Source organism: Pseudomonas sp. UTLPPB19802, from assembly GCF_059730225.1.
On the sequence record NZ_AP048545.1, the window covers coordinates 1,916,524 to 1,932,720 of the forward strand.

General features: G+C 62.3%; 16 protein-coding genes and 4 tRNA genes. 10 read left to right on the plus strand and 10 right to left on the minus strand.

From position 1 onward, the window contains the following. The first annotated feature begins 11 nt into the window (after positions 1–11). Positions 12–1,115: a glycine oxidase ThiO gene (gene thiO / locus AC6I6U_RS08715; protein ID WP_497881563.1), complete on the plus strand. Its 1,104-nt coding sequence runs from the start codon at positions 12–14 to the stop codon at positions 1,113–1,115. A 121-nt stretch (positions 1,116–1,236) separates the two neighbouring features. Here the strand turns inward: thiO and AC6I6U_RS08720 are convergent, their stop codons facing one another. From AC6I6U_RS08720 to AC6I6U_RS08735, 4 genes are all read right to left on the minus strand, one after another. Beyond that, positions 1,237–2,580, minus strand: a complete 1,344-nt coding sequence (locus AC6I6U_RS08720; RefSeq protein ID WP_497881564.1) for a sigma-54-dependent transcriptional regulator — start codon at positions 2,578–2,580, stop codon at positions 1,237–1,239. A gap of 2 nt (positions 2,581–2,582) precedes the next feature. Further along, on the minus strand, positions 2,583–4,172 hold the full coding sequence (locus AC6I6U_RS08725; protein WP_497881565.1) for a sensor histidine kinase: 1,590 nt from the start codon (positions 4,170–4,172) through the stop codon (positions 2,583–2,585). After that, the gene (locus AC6I6U_RS08730) at positions 4,162–4,395 is read right to left on the minus strand and encodes a PP0621 family protein (protein ID WP_497881566.1); all 234 of its coding nucleotides are present in this window, start codon (positions 4,393–4,395) and stop codon (positions 4,162–4,164) included. Before AC6I6U_RS08730 ends, AC6I6U_RS08725 begins: the two co-directional genes overlap by 11 nt. A gap of 116 nt (positions 4,396–4,511) precedes the next feature. Continuing rightward, a complete protein-coding gene (locus AC6I6U_RS08735) occupies positions 4,512–5,528 on the minus strand; it encodes an outer membrane protein assembly factor BamD (protein WP_497881567.1) in 1,017 nt (338 codons plus the stop codon). 150 nt (positions 5,529–5,678) lie between these two features. Here AC6I6U_RS08735 and rluD point away from each other — a divergent pair, with 150 nt between their 5' ends. From rluD to AC6I6U_RS08770, 7 genes are all read left to right on the plus strand, one after another. Next, positions 5,679–6,641 (plus strand): 23S rRNA pseudouridine(1911/1915/1917) synthase RluD, encoded by a 963-nt coding sequence (gene rluD, locus AC6I6U_RS08740; RefSeq protein WP_497881568.1) that lies wholly within the window; start codon positions 5,679–5,681, stop codon positions 6,639–6,641. Continuing rightward, positions 6,638–7,363 carry a peptidoglycan editing factor PgeF gene (pgeF, locus tag AC6I6U_RS08745; RefSeq protein WP_497881569.1) on the plus strand — a complete coding sequence of 242 codons (726 nt, stop codon included), beginning with the start codon at positions 6,638–6,640 and terminating at the stop codon, positions 7,361–7,363. Before rluD ends, pgeF begins: the two co-directional genes overlap by 4 nt. 129 nt (positions 7,364–7,492) lie before the next feature. Next, the gene (clpB, locus tag AC6I6U_RS08750; protein ID WP_497881570.1) at positions 7,493–10,057 is read left to right on the plus strand and encodes an ATP-dependent chaperone ClpB; all 2,565 of its coding nucleotides are present in this window, start codon (positions 7,493–7,495) and stop codon (positions 10,055–10,057) included. Positions 10,058–10,369: 312 nt separating this feature from the next. Beyond that, positions 10,370–10,445 (plus strand) — tRNA-Asn (locus AC6I6U_RS08755). Positions 10,446–10,454: 9 nt separating this feature from the next. Continuing rightward, positions 10,455–10,531, plus strand: a tRNA-Pro gene (locus AC6I6U_RS08760). Between the two features lie 5 nt (positions 10,532–10,536). After that, a tRNA-Lys gene (locus AC6I6U_RS08765) sits at positions 10,537–10,612 on the plus strand. A gap of 93 nt (positions 10,613–10,705) precedes the next feature. Continuing rightward, a tRNA-Pro gene (locus tag AC6I6U_RS08770) sits at positions 10,706–10,782 on the plus strand. A 264-nt stretch (positions 10,783–11,046) separates the two neighbouring features. Here AC6I6U_RS08770 and AC6I6U_RS08775 read toward each other — a convergent pair. The 3 genes from AC6I6U_RS08775 to AC6I6U_RS08785 all read right to left on the minus strand — a co-directional run bounded on the left by AC6I6U_RS08775 (position 11,047) and on the right by AC6I6U_RS08785 (position 13,392). Then, positions 11,047–12,354: an NAD(P)/FAD-dependent oxidoreductase gene (locus tag AC6I6U_RS08775; RefSeq protein ID WP_497881571.1), complete on the minus strand. Its 1,308-nt coding sequence runs from the start codon at positions 12,352–12,354 to the stop codon at positions 11,047–11,049. A 63-nt stretch (positions 12,355–12,417) separates the two neighbouring features. Then, complete coding sequence (locus tag AC6I6U_RS08780; protein ID WP_054058994.1) at positions 12,418–12,591, minus strand: DUF3094 family protein; 174 nt, start codon at positions 12,589–12,591, stop codon at positions 12,418–12,420. A gap of 171 nt (positions 12,592–12,762) precedes the next feature. Beyond that, positions 12,763–13,392, minus strand: a complete 630-nt coding sequence (locus AC6I6U_RS08785) for a DUF1780 domain-containing protein (protein WP_497881572.1) — start codon at positions 13,390–13,392, stop codon at positions 12,763–12,765. 119 nt (positions 13,393–13,511) lie between these two features. Between AC6I6U_RS08785 and AC6I6U_RS08790 the strand changes: the two genes are divergently transcribed. Next, positions 13,512–14,210, plus strand: coding sequence for an energy-coupling factor ABC transporter permease (locus AC6I6U_RS08790; RefSeq protein ID WP_497881573.1), 699 nt, complete (start codon positions 13,512–13,514; stop codon positions 14,208–14,210). A gap of 67 nt (positions 14,211–14,277) precedes the next feature. After that, positions 14,278–14,493, plus strand: coding sequence for a hypothetical protein (locus tag AC6I6U_RS08795; protein ID WP_497881574.1), 216 nt, complete (start codon positions 14,278–14,280; stop codon positions 14,491–14,493). Between the two features lie 10 nt (positions 14,494–14,503). Here the strand turns inward: AC6I6U_RS08795 and yacG are convergent, their stop codons facing one another. Genes yacG through AC6I6U_RS08810 form a run of 3 tightly spaced genes read right to left on the minus strand, consistent with a single transcriptional unit; the run spans position 14,504 to position 16,196 of the window. After that, positions 14,504–14,707 (minus strand): DNA gyrase inhibitor YacG, encoded by a 204-nt coding sequence (gene yacG, locus AC6I6U_RS08800; protein WP_497881575.1) that lies wholly within the window; start codon positions 14,705–14,707, stop codon positions 14,504–14,506. Then, the gene (gene coaE / locus AC6I6U_RS08805) at positions 14,704–15,327 is read right to left on the minus strand and encodes a dephospho-CoA kinase (protein ID WP_497881576.1); all 624 of its coding nucleotides are present in this window, start codon (positions 15,325–15,327) and stop codon (positions 14,704–14,706) included. Before coaE ends, yacG begins: the two co-directional genes overlap by 4 nt. Continuing rightward, positions 15,327–16,196, minus strand: a complete 870-nt coding sequence (locus tag AC6I6U_RS08810) for a prepilin peptidase (RefSeq protein ID WP_497881577.1) — start codon at positions 16,194–16,196, stop codon at positions 15,327–15,329. The genes coaE and AC6I6U_RS08810 overlap by 1 nt, the downstream gene beginning before the upstream one ends. Position 16,197: the final 1 nt, after the last annotated feature.

A 16,197-nucleotide genomic window follows, 5' to 3' on the forward strand; every position in this document is an offset into this window, starting at 1 on the left:
TGGATCAATAGATGAGCAGGCAGCAACAAGTTGTAATCGTGGGTGGTGGAGTTATCGGCCTGTTGACCGCCTTCAACCTGGCGTCGCATGTCGAGCGAGTGGTCCTGCTCGATCGCGCCGGCCTTGGCCAGGAGTCCTCCTGGGCCGGTGGTGGGATCGTTTCGCCGCTCTATCCGTGGCGCTACAGCGTGGCCGTAACGGCGCTGGCGCACTGGTCGCAGGATTTTTATCCACAGCTGGGCGAGAGACTCTTCACCAGCACCGGCGTTGATCCGCAGGTGCACGTTACCGGCCTCTACTGGCTGGACCTCGACGACGAAGCCGAGGCGTTGGCCTGGGCCGAGCGCGAGCAGCGACCGTTGAGCCGCGTGGATATTTCGGCGGTTCGCGACGCAGTGCCGGTCATGGGCGATGGCTACTCCCATGCTATCCATATGGCCGATGTGGCCAACGTGCGTAACCCGCGTTTGGTGAAGTCGCTCAAGGCGGCCCTGCTGGCGTTGCCGAATGTGACGATCCACGAATACTGCGAGGTCGCCGGCTTTGTTCGCGAGGGTTCGAAGGTGGTAGGTGTACAGACTTCGTCAGGCGATGTGCATGCCGACCAGGTCGTCCTGGCCGCCGGCGCCTGGAGTGGCGAGTTGCTGAAATCCCTGGGCCTTGAGTTGCCGGTCGAACCGGTCAAGGGCCAGATGATCCTCTACAAGTGTGCGGATGATTTCCTGCCGGCGATGATCCTGGCCAAGGGTCGTTATGCGATTCCTCGGCGGGATGGGCATATCCTCATCGGTAGCACCCTGGAGCATGAGGGTTTCGACAAGACGCCAACCGATTCGGCGCTGGAGAGCCTCAAGGCGTCGGCGGAGGAGTTGATACCGGCGCTTGCCGGGGTCGAGCCTGTTGGTCATTGGGCCGGGCTGCGGCCAGGGTCGCCGGAGGGGATTCCCTTTATCGGCCAGGCGCCCGGTTTCGATGGGCTTTGGCTCAATTGTGGCCACTATCGCAATGGCCTGGTACTGGCGCCGGCGTCCTGCCAGCTGTTTGCCGACCTGTTGCTGGGGCGTGAGCCGATCATCGATCCGGCGCCTTACGCTCCTGTCGGACGCATTCTGTAGGAGCCGGCTTGCTGGCGATAGCGACCAGACGGTCGGGCCCAAGCTCTTTATGGGGGTCTAGGGCCTCATCGCCAGCAAGCCGGCTCCCACAAGGGCTGTCCCCGGTGGACGATTGGGTAGCTCAATCCAGCCCCAGCTTCTTCAGGCGATAGCGCATCGACCGGAATGACAGGCTGAGCCGCTGGGCCGCCGCCGTACGGTTCCAGCGGGTTTCCTCCAGGGCCTGGAGGATCAGCTTGCGTTCGACGCTTTCCAGGTAGTCCTCGAGGTTGTCGATCTGCGCCAGGCTTGGCTCTCCGGCTTCGGCTGTATTGCCTGTGGCTTCCGTCAGGCGCAGGTCGCTGGCTTCGATCTGGTCGTTTTCGCAGAGGGTGTAGGCCCGCTCGAGCATATTCTCCAGTTCCCGCACGTTGCCGGGAAACCGATAGCCCTTGAGTGTGTCCAGCGCCTGCGGGTGCAGCCTGGCGGCCGGTTGCCCGCTACCCGAGGCCAGGCGCTTGAGCACATTGGCCGCCAATGGTTCGATATCGTCCCGGCGCTCACGCAAGGCCGGGACGCGCAACTCGATGACGTTCAGCCGATAATACAGGTCCTGGCGAAAGCGCTCGGCGCTGACTTCGGCATTCAGGTCCTTGTGGGTGGCGCAGAGAATACGCACATCCACCACTTCCTCCTGCTGCCCGCCGATGCTGCGCACGGCTTTTTCCTGGATCGCCCTAAGTAGCTTGACCTGCATGGCCAGCGGCAGGTCCGCGACTTCGTCAAGGAATAGCGTGCCGCCGTTGGCGGCCTGGAACAGTCCGGGTTTGTCCTCGACGGCGCCGCTGAAGCTGCCTTTGCGGTGGCCGAAGAATTCGCTCTCCATCAGCTCCGAGGGAATTGCTCCGCAGTTGACAGGCACGAATGCTCGCTCGGCGCGCGGGCCCTGTTCATGGATCAGCCGCGCCACCAGTTCCTTGCCGCTGCCCGATTCGCCGCTGATGTAGACCGGCGCCTGGCTGCGCGCCAGCTTGTCGATCTGCTTGCGCATAGCCCGCATCGGCAGCGAGTCGCCGAGCAGCCGGGCATCGATGGTGGCCGGTTTCTGCCCGGCCACGGGTAACCGCAAGGCGCTGGCGACCAGCTCTCGCAGGCGGGCCAGGTCCACCGGCTTGGTCAGGAAGTCGAAGGCACCGAACTTGAGCGCGTTGATGGCGGTATCGAGGCTGCCATAGGCAGTAATCATGGCGACCGGCACCTGGGGATGACGTTGCTGGATGTGCTGCACCAGCTCGAGGCCGGTGCCGTCCGGCAGGCGCATATCCGTCAGGCACAGATCGAAGGTGTCCCGTGCCAGTTTCTCGCGGGCTTCACCGACATTGCGGGCGCTCTGGGTATCGAGTTTCATTCGGCCCAGGGTTATTTCCAGGAGTTCGCGGATATCCGGCTCATCATCGACGATCAGGATCTTTTGCCGTGGGCTCATGTTCAACTCTGTTTACGTACGTGAGCGAAGGTGATGCGAAAGCAACTGCCGCCTTGGCGTCTTGAGTAGTCTAGGCGGGCCCGGTTGCTTTCGCACAACTCGCGGGACAGGTACAGGCCCAGGCCCGTGCCCTGGCTTTCGGTGGTGAAGAAGGGTTCGAACAGGTGCTGCAGTTGTTCGGGGGCGACACCTGGACCATTGTCGCGGACTTCGAGTGTCGGCAGGTCGTTTTTCTGCTCCCGCGACAATGTCAGCCAGACTTCGGCCTGTTCATGCAGCTGAGCGCTGTAGCGCAGGCCGTTCTCCAGCAGATTGTTGAGTATCTGTGTCAGTTGTTGCGGGTCGGCGTGGGTCTTGAGCCAGTCGTTCTCGATCCTCAGGTGCAACTGCTGGTCGGGGCGGGCTCTTTCACGCCAATCACTGACAAAGGTTTGCAGCCAGGGGCTGAGATCAAGCAACTGTGGCTCGGCCTGGCGTCGCCGGGACAACTGCAGCACGTTCTCGATCACCAGATTCATGCGCTTGGACTGATCCTGGATTATTTGCGTGAGACGCCGGTCGGGACCTTGCAGTTCCTCTGACTCCAGCAGCAACTGGGCGGCATGGCTGATGGCGCCCAGTGGGTTGCGGATTTCGTGGGCGATCCCGGCGGTCAGTCGGCCGAGGGCGACAAGCTTGAGCTGCTGGGCCTGCTGGGTGATTTTCGACTGGTCCTCGAGGAAAATCAGCGTCTGGCGCTGTTCTCCCCGCTCCAGTGCAATGAAGCTGGGTTGCAGGACTGTGCTGCTGTCGGCGACCTTCAGGCTTTGCGGACGCAAGGTGGGATTGCTTTGCCACAGTTGCAGGCCGGCGATCAGTTCCGGTGAGTAGGTTTCGATGAGTCGCCCGTGCAGGTGTTCCTGGCCCAGCAGCGCCAGGACACTCTGGTTGGCCAGTTGCACGCGATACTCGGCGTCGAGCACCAGGATGCCGGTGTGCATGCGTTGCAGGATCAGCGCGTTGAGCTCTTCAAGCTTGGTCACGTCGCTGGCACGTTTTTCGGCGAGGGTCTCGCTCACGTCCAGCAAGCGGGTCAGGCCCTGGACCAGGAACGAGGCGGCGAAGCACAGCACGCCAAGCAACCCGGCCTGGACATAATAATTGGCCGCCGCCGGTCGGCTGAAACTCAGGTAGAAGGTCAGGTAGATGATGCCGATGGCCGAAATGGCTGCAATCAGCAGACCCATCCGGCCACGCAGCAGTACGTTGCTGATGGCGACCGAGGCGATCAGCAGGTTGCCAAGACCGCTCGGCGGGCCTCCGGCGGCATAGAACAGGCCTGACAGCATCATTGCGTCGGCCAGTGCCAGGCTGAAGACCTGGGCCTGGCGCCTGGGGTTTTCCAGCAGCACCACCACCAGGATGTTCAGGATCAGGTAGATCCAACTGCCGGTGCGAAACAGTTCGCCGTCGGTCAGTTCCAGCAGCTTGTCGTCCATGCGGCTGGAGATCAGCAGGACCAGGGCGATGCCGATGCTCAGGCGGTAGAGGTTGTAGAGCCGCAGCAGGCGCTGCGCCTGGGCTCCGCCGAGACTGAAGGTCTCAGCGGTCACGTGTACCCGGACCCTGTTCGAGGTGTGCCTGGCTGCAATACCACTGTTGTTGCTGGCTCAGGGCCCGGTCACGGGGCAGGTGCACGCCGCATTGCGCACAGCGAACCATGGGTGCGGCATTGGGCTCGTCGGCGGGGCGGTTGCCGGTTCCAGCCCGTTTGAATTTGCGCCAGAACCATATGGCAGCGGCGATCAGAGCAATCCAGAACAGTAGACGAACCATGGCAACCAGCTTCTCGGCGAATGATCCGGCAGTTTAGCCAAGCTCAGGGTTCGAGCCCAGTGGGCCCAGGGCAAAAAAAAGAGCCCCGAAGGGCTCTTTCTCATGGCTACGGCGACTCAGTCGAACAGACCGAAGGTCATGTAGCTGAACCACGAGCGATCACTGTTGTTGCCTTCGGCTTCATGCTGCTCTTCCTGGGCGGCATCGCCTTCAGCCGGTTTCAGGTCGGACGGGATTGCATCCTTGGCATCCTGGAACTGTTTCATCACGTCCTGGTTGGCACGGGTTTCTCCCGGCGGCAGCGGTGGGCGCGATTCGATCAGGCCGAGGGTGGCCTTGCTCAGCCAGGAGCGGTTGTCCGCTTCGGCGACGCGCGGCACGAACTGGCCGTCGACCAGGCTCGGATGGTTCGGGTAGTTGGCTTTCAGCACTTCCAGGCTGCTGGCAGCCAGTTCGTCCAGGTGCAGACGCTGGTAGGACTCGACCATCACTGCCAGGCCGTCGCCGACCGAAGGGGTTTCCTGGAAGTTTTCCACCACGTAGCGACCACGGTTGGCTGCGGCGACGTAGGCCTGACGGGTCAGGTAGTAGTCGGCCACGTGGATTTCATAGGCCGCCAGCAGGTTGCGCAGGTAGATCATGCGCTGCTTGGCGTCCGGTGCGTAGCGGCTGTTCGGGTAGCGGCTGGTCAGCTGGGCGAACTCGTTGTACGAGTCGCGGGCGGCACCCGGGTCACGCTTGGTCATGTCCAGCGGCAGGAAGCGCGCCAGCAGGCCGACGTCCTGGTCGAACGAGGTCAGGCCCTTGAGGTAGTAGGCGTAATCCACGTTCGGGTGCTGCGGATGCAGGCGGATAAAACGCTCAGCGGCAGACTTGGCAGCTTCCGGCTCGGAGTTCTTGTAGTTGGCGTAGATCAGCTCGAGCTGGGCCTGGTCGGCATAGCGACCGAACGGATAACGCGACTCCAGGGCCTTGAGCTTGGCGGTGGCGGCGGTATAGCTGTTGTTGTCCAGGTCGGCTTGTGCCTGCTGGTACAGCTCGACTTCACTCAGGTTTTCGTCGACGACTTCCTTCGATGAGCAAGCAGCAGTCAGTGCGAGGATGGCGATCAGCAGCAGGTGTTTCACTTGCATGGCGGCTTGCGTCCCTATGACGGCCGCTGTCTTGGGCGGAGCCGTCCTGTTATGATGAACGCCCCGTTGAAAGCCTCGGGGCAAAAGACGCCGTATTTAACCACAAGCGCGCAGCCGAAACCAAAGGCTGTGCCGACGCCCAGTCCGAGCATGTCCGATAAAATTGAACTTCGCGCAGAGGTACCGTCTGAACTTGGCGGTCAACGCCTCGATCAAGTCGCCGCCCAACTGTTTACCGAGCACTCGCGCTCGCGCCTTTCCACCTGGATCAAGGACGGCCGCCTGACGGTGGATGGTGCGGTGATCCGTCCGCGCGATATCGTCCATGGCGGTTCCGTTCTCGAGCTGACCGCCGAGCAGGAGGCCCAGGGCGAGTGGGTGGCCCAGGACATCGAACTCGATATCGTCTATGAGGACGACGAGATCCTGGTCATCAACAAACCTGCGGGCCTGGTGGTGCACCCGGCTGCCGGGCATGCCGACGGCACCCTGCTCAACGCCTTGCTGCACCACGTGCCGGACATCGTCAATGTGCCCCGCGCCGGTATCGTGCACCGGCTGGACAAGGACACCACCGGTCTGATGGTAGTGGCCAAGACCATCCAGGCGCAGACGCAACTGGTCGCCCAGTTACAGAGCCGTACCGTCAGCCGCATCTATGAATGCATCGTGATCGGCGTAGTCACTGCCGGTGGCAAGATCAACGCCCCGATCGGCCGGCACGGCCAGCAACGCCAGCGCATGGCGGTGATGGAAGGCGGCAAGCCGGCCGTCAGTCATTACCGGGTGCTCGAGCGTTTCCGCTCCCACACCCACGTCCGGGTGAAGCTGGAAACTGGACGTACCCACCAGATTCGCGTGCACATGGCGCACATCAACTTCCCGTTGGTCGGCGATCCCGCCTACGGTGGACGCTTCCGTATTCCGCCGGCGGCCAGCGCGACCATGGTCGAGTCGCTGAAAAACTTCCCGCGCCAAGCGCTGCATGCGCGTTTCCTCGAGCTGGATCATCCGGCCACTGGTGAGCGCATGAGCTGGGAGTCGCCGCTGCCGGACGATTTCGTCTGGTTGCTGTCGCTGCTCAAGCAGGACCGCGAGGCATTCATCGGGTGAGCGACTTCCTGATTCCGGACTGGCCTGCGCCGGCGCGGGTCAGGGCGTGCGTGACCACCCGTTCGGGCGGTGTCAGCCAGGCGCCGTTCGACAGCCTGAACCTGGGCGACCATGTCGAGGACGACCCGGTTGCGGTCGCGGAAAACCGTCGGCGCCTCAATACCGCCTTTTCCATCCGGCCGGCCTGGCTGCGCCAGGTGCACGGGGTGGCGGTGGTCGAAGCCGATCCGGGCGTGACCGCCGAGGCCGATGGCAGTTGGACGACGACGCCAGGGGTGGCCTGCACGGCAATGACCGCCGACTGCCTGCCAGCCCTGTTCTGTGACCGTGCCGGCACCCGCGTTGCCGCGGCCCATGCCGGTTGGCGCGGCCTGGCGGCGGGCGTGCTGGAGGCAACCGTCGACAGCCTCGACGTGGCGCCTTCGGACATCCTGGTCTGGTTGGGCCCGGCTATCGGTCCCCAGGCTTTCGAAGTGGGGGCCGAGGTCCGCGAGGCTTTTATCGCCACGCATCCGCAAGCCATCAAGGCCTTTGTGCCCAGCCGCAACGCTGGCCGTTTCATGGCCGATATCTATGCCCTGGCCCGCCTGCGCTTGGCGGAACGAGGGATCACTGCCGTGTATGGCGGCGGCTTCTGCACGGTGTCCGATCCGCGCTTCTATTCCTACCGGCGCAGCCCGCGCACCGGTCGCGTCGCCTCCCTGGTCTGGCTCGCCGACTAGACTCTCCTGACCTGCGTCAATCTTCGGCGCTTGAAACTCCCAGATTCGCCCGTATCTATAGGAGCATCTGGCAGGCTTCTCCATTCAGGTGTGTCCATCGCTCCGGCCTGCTCAAAAGGAAGGTGACTAATGCGTATAGACCGATTGACCAGCAAATTGCAGTTGGCCTTGTCCGATGCCCAATCCCTGGCCGTAGGCCTCGATCATCCGGCGATCGAACCGGCCCATTTGCTGCAGGCATTGCTGGAACAGCAGGGTGGTTCGATCAAGCCCCTGTTGATGCAGGTAGGCTTCGAAGTCAACAGCCTGCGCAAGGAATTGAGCAAAGAGCTCGACAAGCTGCCGAAAATCCAGAATCCGACCGGTGACGTGAACATGTCGCAGGATCTGGCGCGCCTGCTGAACCAGGCCGATCGCCTGGCCCAGCAGAAGGGCGACCAATTTATCTCCAGCGAACTGGTGCTGCTCGCCGCCATGGACGAGAACAGCAAGCTGGGCAAGCTGCTGCTCGGCCAGGGCGTGAGCAAGAAGGCCCTGGAGAACGCGATCAACAACCTGCGCGGCGGCGCTGCAGTCAATGACGCCAACGTCGAGGAATCGCGCCAGGCCCTGGACAAATACACCGTCGACCTGACCAAGCGTGCCGAAGACGGCAAGCTCGACCCGGTGATCGGTCGCGACGATGAGATTCGCCGCACGATCCAGGTGCTGCAGCGGCGGACCAAGAACAACCCGGTGCTGATCGGCGAGCCTGGCGTGGGCAAGACCGCCATCGCCGAAGGCCTGGCCCAGCGGATCATCAATGGCGAAGTGCCGGATGGCCTGAAAGGCAAGCGCCTGCTGTCCCTGGACATGGGGGCGTTGATCGCTGGGGCCAAGTACCGCGGCGAGTTCGAGGAGCGCCTCAAGGCACTGCTCAATGAGCTGTCGAAGCAGGAAGGGCAGATCATCCTGTTCATCGACGAACTGCATACCATGGTCGGCGCCGGCAAGGGCGAGGGCTCGATGGATGCGGGCAACATGCTCAAGCCGGCCCTGGCCCGCGGCGAGCTGCATTGCGTCGGTGCGACCACGCTCAACGAGTACCGTCAATATATAGAGAAGGACGCGGCGCTCGAGCGGCGTTTCCAGAAGGTGCTGGTGGATGAGCCGAGCGAGGAGGACACCATTGCCATCCTGCGCGGCCTGAAAGAGCGTTATGAAGTGCACCACAAGGTGGCGATCACCGACGGTGCGATCATTGCCGCGGCCAAGCTCAGCCATCGCTACATCACCGACCGCCAGTTGCCGGACAAGGCCATCGACCTGATCGACGAGGCCGCCAGCCGCATCCGCATGGAAATCGACTCCAAGCCGGAAGTGCTCGATCGCCTGGAACGACGCCTGATCCAGCTCAAGGTCGAGGCCCAGGCCCTGAAAAAAGAGGACGACGAGGCGGCGATCAAGCGCCTGGACAAACTCCAGGGCGATATCGTCCGGCTGGAGCGTGAGTACTCCGACCTGGAAGAGGTCTGGGCCTCGGAAAAAGCCGAAGTGCAGGGCTCCGCGCAGATCCAGCAGAAAATCGAGCAGTCGCGCCAGGAACTGGAAGCGGCCCGCCGCAAGGGCGACCTCAATCGCATGGCCGAGCTGCAGTACGGGGTGATCCCGGACCTGGAGCGCAGCCTGCAGATGGTCGACCAGCACGGCCAGAGCGAGAACCAGCTGCTGCGCAGCAAGGTTACCGAGGAAGAGATCGCCGAGGTGGTTTCGAAGTGGACCGGCATCCCTGTCTCGAAAATGCTCGAGGGCGAGCGCGAAAAACTGTTGAAGATGGAAAGCCTGCTGCACCAGCGCGTGATTGGCCAGGGTGAGGCTGTGGTGGCGGTGGCCAACGCGGTACGGCGTTCCCGTGCCGGGTTGTCCGACCCGAATCGCCCGAGCGGTTCGTTCATGTTCCTCGGCCCGACCGGCGTGGGCAAGACCGAACTGTGCAAGGCCCTGGCCGAGTTCCTGTTCGACACCGAAGAGGCCATGGTGCGCATCGACATGTCCGAGTTCATGGAGAAGCATTCCGTGGCTCGCCTGATCGGTGCGCCTCCGGGATATGTCGGTTATGAAGAGGGCGGCTACCTGACCGAGGCGGTGCGTCGCAAGCCGTACTCGGTGATCCTGCTGGATGAGGTCGAGAAGGCGCATCCGGACGTGTTCAACATCCTTCTGCAAGTTCTGGAGGATGGACGCCTGACCGACAGCCATGGCCGCACCGTGGACTTCCGCAACACCGTGGTGGTGATGACCTCCAACCTCGGTTCGGTGCAGATCCAGGAATTGGTGGGTGACCGTGAGGCCCAGCGGGCGGCGGTCATGGATGCCCTGGGCAGCCACTTCCGGCCGGAGTTCATCAACCGTGTCGACGAAGTGGTGATCTTTGAACCATTGGCCCGTGACCAGATCGCCGGCATCACCGAGATCCAGTTGGGGCGTCTGCGTGGCCGCCTGGCCGAGCGCGAGCTGACCCTGGAGTTGAGTGACGAGGCGTTGGACAAGCTCATCGCCGTCGGTTACGACCCGGTCTATGGTGCTCGGCCGTTGAAACGGGCGATTCAGCGCTGGATCGAGAACCCGCTGGCCCAGTTGATCCTGTCAGGGCAATTTGTGCCGGGAACCAGCATCGCCGGCCGCGTGGAGAACGACGAGATCGTCTTTGCCTGAGTGGTTGTGGCGTTGAAAGGAAGGGGCCTCGCATCGCGAGGCCTTTTTTTTCGCCAAGGCGTTGAATTCAATGAAAAAGGCTTGTAAAGTGCGCCCCGCAACACGGTCATCCCCGGATATCCCCCGCAAAGGGAATTCCAGAAAAAAGATTGCAAATTCAGTGTCTTGAAAGCAATTTAGGGGTTGACAGAGAGTTAAAAGGTTGTAGAATAACGCGCCTCAGAGACGCAAACGCAGAAATGCCAAGGCGACGAAGAGTGAGCTTCCAGTGATGGGAGTGAAGCGTTAAAGTTGTAGCTTGAAATGTGTAGTTCCGTGATAGCTCAGTCGGTAGAGCAAATGACTGTTAATCATTGGGTCCCAGGTTCGAGTCCTGGTCACGGAGCCAATTTCAAACCGGGGTATAGCGCAGTCCGGTAGCGCGCCTGCTTTGGGAGCAGGATGTCAGGAGTTCGAATCCCCTTACCCCGACCATATTTGGGTCGTTAGCTCAGTTGGTAGAGCAGTTGGCTTTTAACCAATTGGTCGTAGGTTCGAATCCTACACGACCCACCATTTTTGAAACCAGTTCGCTGGAATCAGATCTTAAGATTGGTAGCCAAAAGCGCTGATCGCAGAAGGCGCCTCTTGAAGGTGCCTTTTTTTTACCGGGGTATAGCGCAGTCCGGTAGCGCGCCTGCTTTGGGAGCAGGATGTCAGGAGTTCGAATCCCCTTACCCCGACCATATTCAGAAAAAAGCACCCGCGAGGGTGCTTTTTTTTGCCTGTGTGTCCCGTGCCCCGTCCAAAATAAGTTGTAAAGCGAACCCAGTGTGGCGAGCAGGTTTGCCTGCGCTGGGGTGCGAAGCGCCCCTGAAACCTGTGCACGCGACGAATAAGGTCTACCCTGTTTTTAGGTTTTGCCGCTACGTTCCTGGTTTCCTGCCGCTAATCGAGCCGTTGCCGGCGAAGATAGTCACAGAGGTTACCTTCGCCGACAGGCCGTTCGATCAGTGCAACTTCAACCGCGGATCCGTCCCACGCCCGATCCGGCTCCCCAGCATTAGCATCAGCGTACGGAACGTGCCGTACAGCGCCATCTGGTGCATGCGATACAGGGACACATAGAACATCCGCGCCAGCCAGCCTTCCAGCATCACGCTGCCGGTCAGGTTGCCCATCAGGTTGCCGACGGCCGAGAAACGCGACAGCGAAATCAGCGAGCCGTAGTCGGTGTAGCGATACTCTGGCAGGGCTCCGGCCTTGCCCTCGACCCGCTGTTTCAGCGACTTGGCCAGCAGCGACGCTTGCTGGTGGGCCGCTTGCGCCCGTGGCGGGACGTTGCGATCGGTACCCGGCTGCGGGCAGGCCGCGCAGTCGCCGAAGGCGAAGATGTTCTCGTCGCGGGTGGTCTGCAGGGTCGGCAGGACCTGGAGCTGGTTGATCCGGTTGGTCTCCAGGCCGTCGATGTCCTTGAGGAAGCCGGGGGCGCGGATACCGGCGGCCCAGACTTTCAGGCTGGCCGGAATCACCTGGCCATCGGCGGTGATCAGGCTCTCATTGGTCACCTCGCTGACCGCCGAGTTGGTCATCACCCGTACCCCGAGTTTCTCCAGGGTCTTGTGCACCGGTCCGCTGATCCGCTCCGGTAGGGCTGGCAGCACCCGTGGGCCGGCCTCGATCACGGTGATATGCATGTTTTCCGGCTTGATCCGGTCCAGGCCGTAGGCCGCCAGTTCATGGGCGGCGTTATGCAGTTCGGCGGCCAGTTCGACGCCGGTGGCGCCAGCACCGACGATGGCGACACTGATCATCTGCTCCGGCGCATCGGTCTGCCCGGCATGGGCACGCAGGTAATGGTTGAGCAACTGCTGGTGGAAGCGCTCGGCCTGCTTGCGGGTGTCGAGGAACAGGCAGTGCTGCGCCGCGCCCTGGGTGCCGAAGTCGTTGGTGGTACTGCCGACGGCGATCACCAGGGTGTCATAGGCAAGCTCGCGAGCCGGCAGCAGTTCCACGCCATTTTCGTCGTAGGTTGCCGCCAGCTGGATTTTTTTCCCGGCACGATCAAGCCCGCTCATGCGGCCCAGCTGGAACTCGAAGTGGTTCCATTTCGCCTGGGCGACATAGTTGAGTTCGTCTTCCGAAGAGTTCAGGGAACCGGCGGCCACTTCGTGCAGCAGGGGTTTCCAGATATGCGTCAGGTTCGCGTCGACCAGCACGATGCTGGCACTGCCGCGTTTACCCAGAGTCTTACCCAGGCGGGTCGCCAACTCCAGGCCGCCGGCGCCGCCGCCAACGATCACGATACGATGGTTCATGGGGATATCTCGCAAGGCTAAAGGAAATCTGTGCTTGCGTTATCCGGGCGAGCGCGAGGCAGCTCATAGCGCCAGATAACTCAGGAGCCGGCTCAGCAGGCCCAGGCCGATCACCGCGACGAGTACCACCACCAGGAGCATCCACGGCCGAAAGGGCCGGCGCTCGACTTGGTGCTGGGAAAGTTGCAGGTACTCTTCGACATGCTTCTGGTCTTCCGGGTTCAGGCGGCTGCTCATAAAGGAGGTCTCTTCAGATAGACGTTACCGAATGTGCAAACGCTACATGCAGATTTCGCAGCGTTCACTTGAGCATAGCCACCCGCTGGGCAGGTTCGTCGTACGCCGGGGCGACGATTTTGTTAAATGATAACGCTTTGTATCAACCGTAGCGGCACTTTCGTCATGAAGCTACAGGCTGATACCCACATCGAAGACGATGCTGCGCCCCAGGTTGCCGCGCAGGAAGTCGGGGGCGTCGGGGTGGGCGAACAGCACTCGGGCGAAGGTCGGCCCCACCAGTGACAGCGAGCGCCAGCCCTGGCGCAGGTACTCGGTGGGCGGAGGGAAGTGGCTGTTGAGATCGAGGACTTCGCGCTTCAGGCTGGCGAAGGCAATGATGTCCAGTTCGCCCAGGTCCAGGCCGCGTTCCTTGTAGTTATGGGCTTTCTTGCGCAGGGTGGGCGCCAGGCGCAGCAGCAACTCCGAGGCGGGAATACGCCTGGGCTTGGCCTCGCGGCGCACCAGTTGGCTCAGGGAAAACGCGCTGCGCCGTCGCTGCAGTTCCTCGCGCCACTCATCGTTGAGCCGACGGCCTTCGTCGAGGACGAAAAACACCTCGAAGCTGGCATCGCGAAACAGGACATCCGGTGGTTCCTGGCCGGCGGGGTGGAAGTCTTCGTTACGGTACGGTACGTTCAGTCCCTGCAGCAGGCGCTGGCAGACCCAACGCTCACGCTCCCATTTGCGGGCATTGGAAAGAAATGTGTTGGCTTGCTCGGCCTGGATGGTCAGCAAGCGCAGGAAGTCTGAGTCGTCCATGGCCCAAGCTTAGCGTTGAAATCGTGACAGCAGGAAGTGGCCCGAAGACTTTCTCCGGGCCGGTGTCGGGTTGCCCGGTGTAGACTCCAGGGCCAACGCGGACAAGGAATTCAAAGCTTATGATCGGTGCGCAATTGCTGTCGCCCGCGAGTCTGGTCATCGGTTGGCTGATCTATCTGCCGGTGGTGCTGTGGGCGATCTGGCGTTCGCCCTGGGTCGAGCTGTTCACCGACAGCCGCCGCCAGCATCTGCTGTTCGGCACTGTGTTCGGCCTGTTCCTGCTCTGGTTGCTGCGCCGCGATTTCGACAGCGGCGTGTCCTATCATTTCATCGGCCTCACGGCGGTCACCCTGTTGCTCGACTGGCCCTTGGCGATCGTCGGCGCGCTGGTGGCGCAGCTCGGCCTGGTGTTGTTGGGTCGGCAGGAGCTGGCGGCCATGGGCGTCAATGGCTCCTTGCTGATCCTGCTGCCTGTACTGGTCACCGAAGCCTGTGCCGTCATGGTTGAACGCGCCCAACCCCGAAATCCCTTCGTCTACATCTTCTGTTCGGGGTTCTTCGCCGCGGCCCTGGCGGCATTGCTCTGCCTGTTGTCGAGTCTGGCCCTGCTGTGGTTCGACGAGCGCTTCGCGATGCCCGAGTGGCTGGAGGACTTCATCGGTTATCTCTGGCTGATCATCTTTCCCGAAGCTTTCATCAATGGCACGGTGATCAGTGCGCTGGTGGTGTTCTGTCCTGAATGGTTGGAGACCTTCAATCGTACGCGCTACCTGTCGGCCCCCTGGAAGGACAGCGAGCCGCCCGGGAATTCCCGTTGACTTGCATCAAATAGCCGGGAGCGCCAGGCGCTCATGCTGGGAAAAACAGCCGTGGAGGGTCGCAGTAATGAGTGTGTACGAGTGGGCGCGTCAGGAAGTGCGGGCCAGCCTGGACGCCGCCCAGGCGGCGGGGTTCGAGCCCGGGCTGGGGCTGCGAGCCCTGCTCAGTGCGGTGGTGCAGCAGAGCAAGGCATTGCGCAGTGCGGAGGATCTGGCCGATGAGTTGCAGTTTCTCGCCGAGAACCTCGATGACAGCCAGGACTACAGTTTCATGCGGCCCTGACAGGAAGGGCTCAGTGGGTACGCGGCGACAGCTCTTCGGAAAACAGCTCTTCCTCGGCATCCGGGCTGACAGGAATCTTGTGTTCTTCCGCAGCCCATGCCCCCAGGTCGATCAGCTTGCAGCGATCGGAGCAGAAGGGCCGGTTGGTGTTGGTCGCCTTCCATTCCACGGGGGCTCCGCAGGTTGGGCACTCGACGGTCAGCGGCTGGCTCATGTTCGGCCTCCAGTTAAAGTCAGGTAAAAGGTGTGCAGGCGCTCGACTTCGCTGTGCAGCCAGGCGAGGTCGCGGTCGTTGACCAGTACGTCATCGGCGTGTTTCAGGCGCTCCTCGCGGCTGGCTTGCGCCTTGAGGATGGCCTGCACCTGCTCTTCGCTGGTCTGGTCACGGTGCAGGGTGCGTTCGACCTGCAGGGCCTGCGGCGCATCGATGACCAGCACGCGTTGGGTCGTGGCGTACTGGCCGGATTCGATCAGCAGTGGCGAGACCAGGATTGCGTACGGTGATTTCGCCTGGGCCAGATGATGGGTGATCTCCGCGGCGATTAGCGGGTGCAGCAGCGCTTCCAGCCAGCGTCGTTGTTCGGCGTCCTCGAAAATCAGCTTGCGCAGGGCGGTCCGGTCCAACTGGCCGTCGGCCTGGAGCACGCCCGGCCCGAAGTGTTCGGCGATCTTCAGCAGCGCCGGGCGACCGGGCTCCACCACCCAGCGGGCGGCATGGTCGGCGTCCACCGCGTGGATACCCAGGTCGATGAAGTGCTGGGCGGCGGCGCTCTTGCCGCTGCCGATACCGCCGGTCAGGCCTAAAATCCAGGGTTTTGCAGCGGGTGTGGTCATTAGAAACCGGCAAAGTGCAGATAGGAAGTGGTTATTTGACCACCCCAGAGCAATGCAATCCAGCCGGCAATCGCCAGATAAGGGCCAAAAGGAATCGGCGTCGAGGTCTGGGCGTTGCGTAGGCGCAGCAGGATCAGGCCCAGCACTGCGCCCACCAGCGATGACAGCAGGATTGTCAGCGGCAGGATCTGCCAGCCGCCCCAGGCGCCGAGCATCGCCAGTAGCTTGAAGTCGCCATGGCCCATGCCTTCCTTGCCGGTCAGCAGCTTGAAGACCCAGTACACCGACCACAGGCTCAGGTAGCCGGCGATGGCGCCCCAGAGCGCATCGCCCAGACTGGCGAAAATCGCGAAGTGGTTGGTGATCAGGCCCAGCCAGAGCAGGGGCAGCACCAGGGCATCGGGCAATATCTGGTGGTCGGCGTCGATCAGGCTCATCGCCAGCAGACCCCAGGTCAGCACCAGCATCAGTCCGGCGGGCCAGCCGAAGCCGAAGTGCCAGGCGATGAAGGCCGAGAGCAGGCCGCAGGCCAGTTCGGTCAGGGGGTAGCGCTTGCTGATCGGGGCCTTGCAGTTGGAGCACTTGCCGCGCAGCAGGGCGTAGCTGACCAGTGGCAGGTTTTCCCAGGCGCGGATTGGGTGGTCGCAATGCGGACAGTGGGAATGGGGCAGCAGCAGGTTGTAGGTCGGAGCCGGTTCGGTTGGCGGCAGTCCAAGTACATCGTGGGCCTGGGCACGCCAGTCACGCTCGAGCATTTTCGGCAGTCGCCAGACGACGACGTTGAGGAAGCTGCCAACGATCAGTCCTAGCACAAGGGCGAACAAAACAAAGGCCAGCGGATGGCTGGCCAGGAAATCGGGTACTGGCATC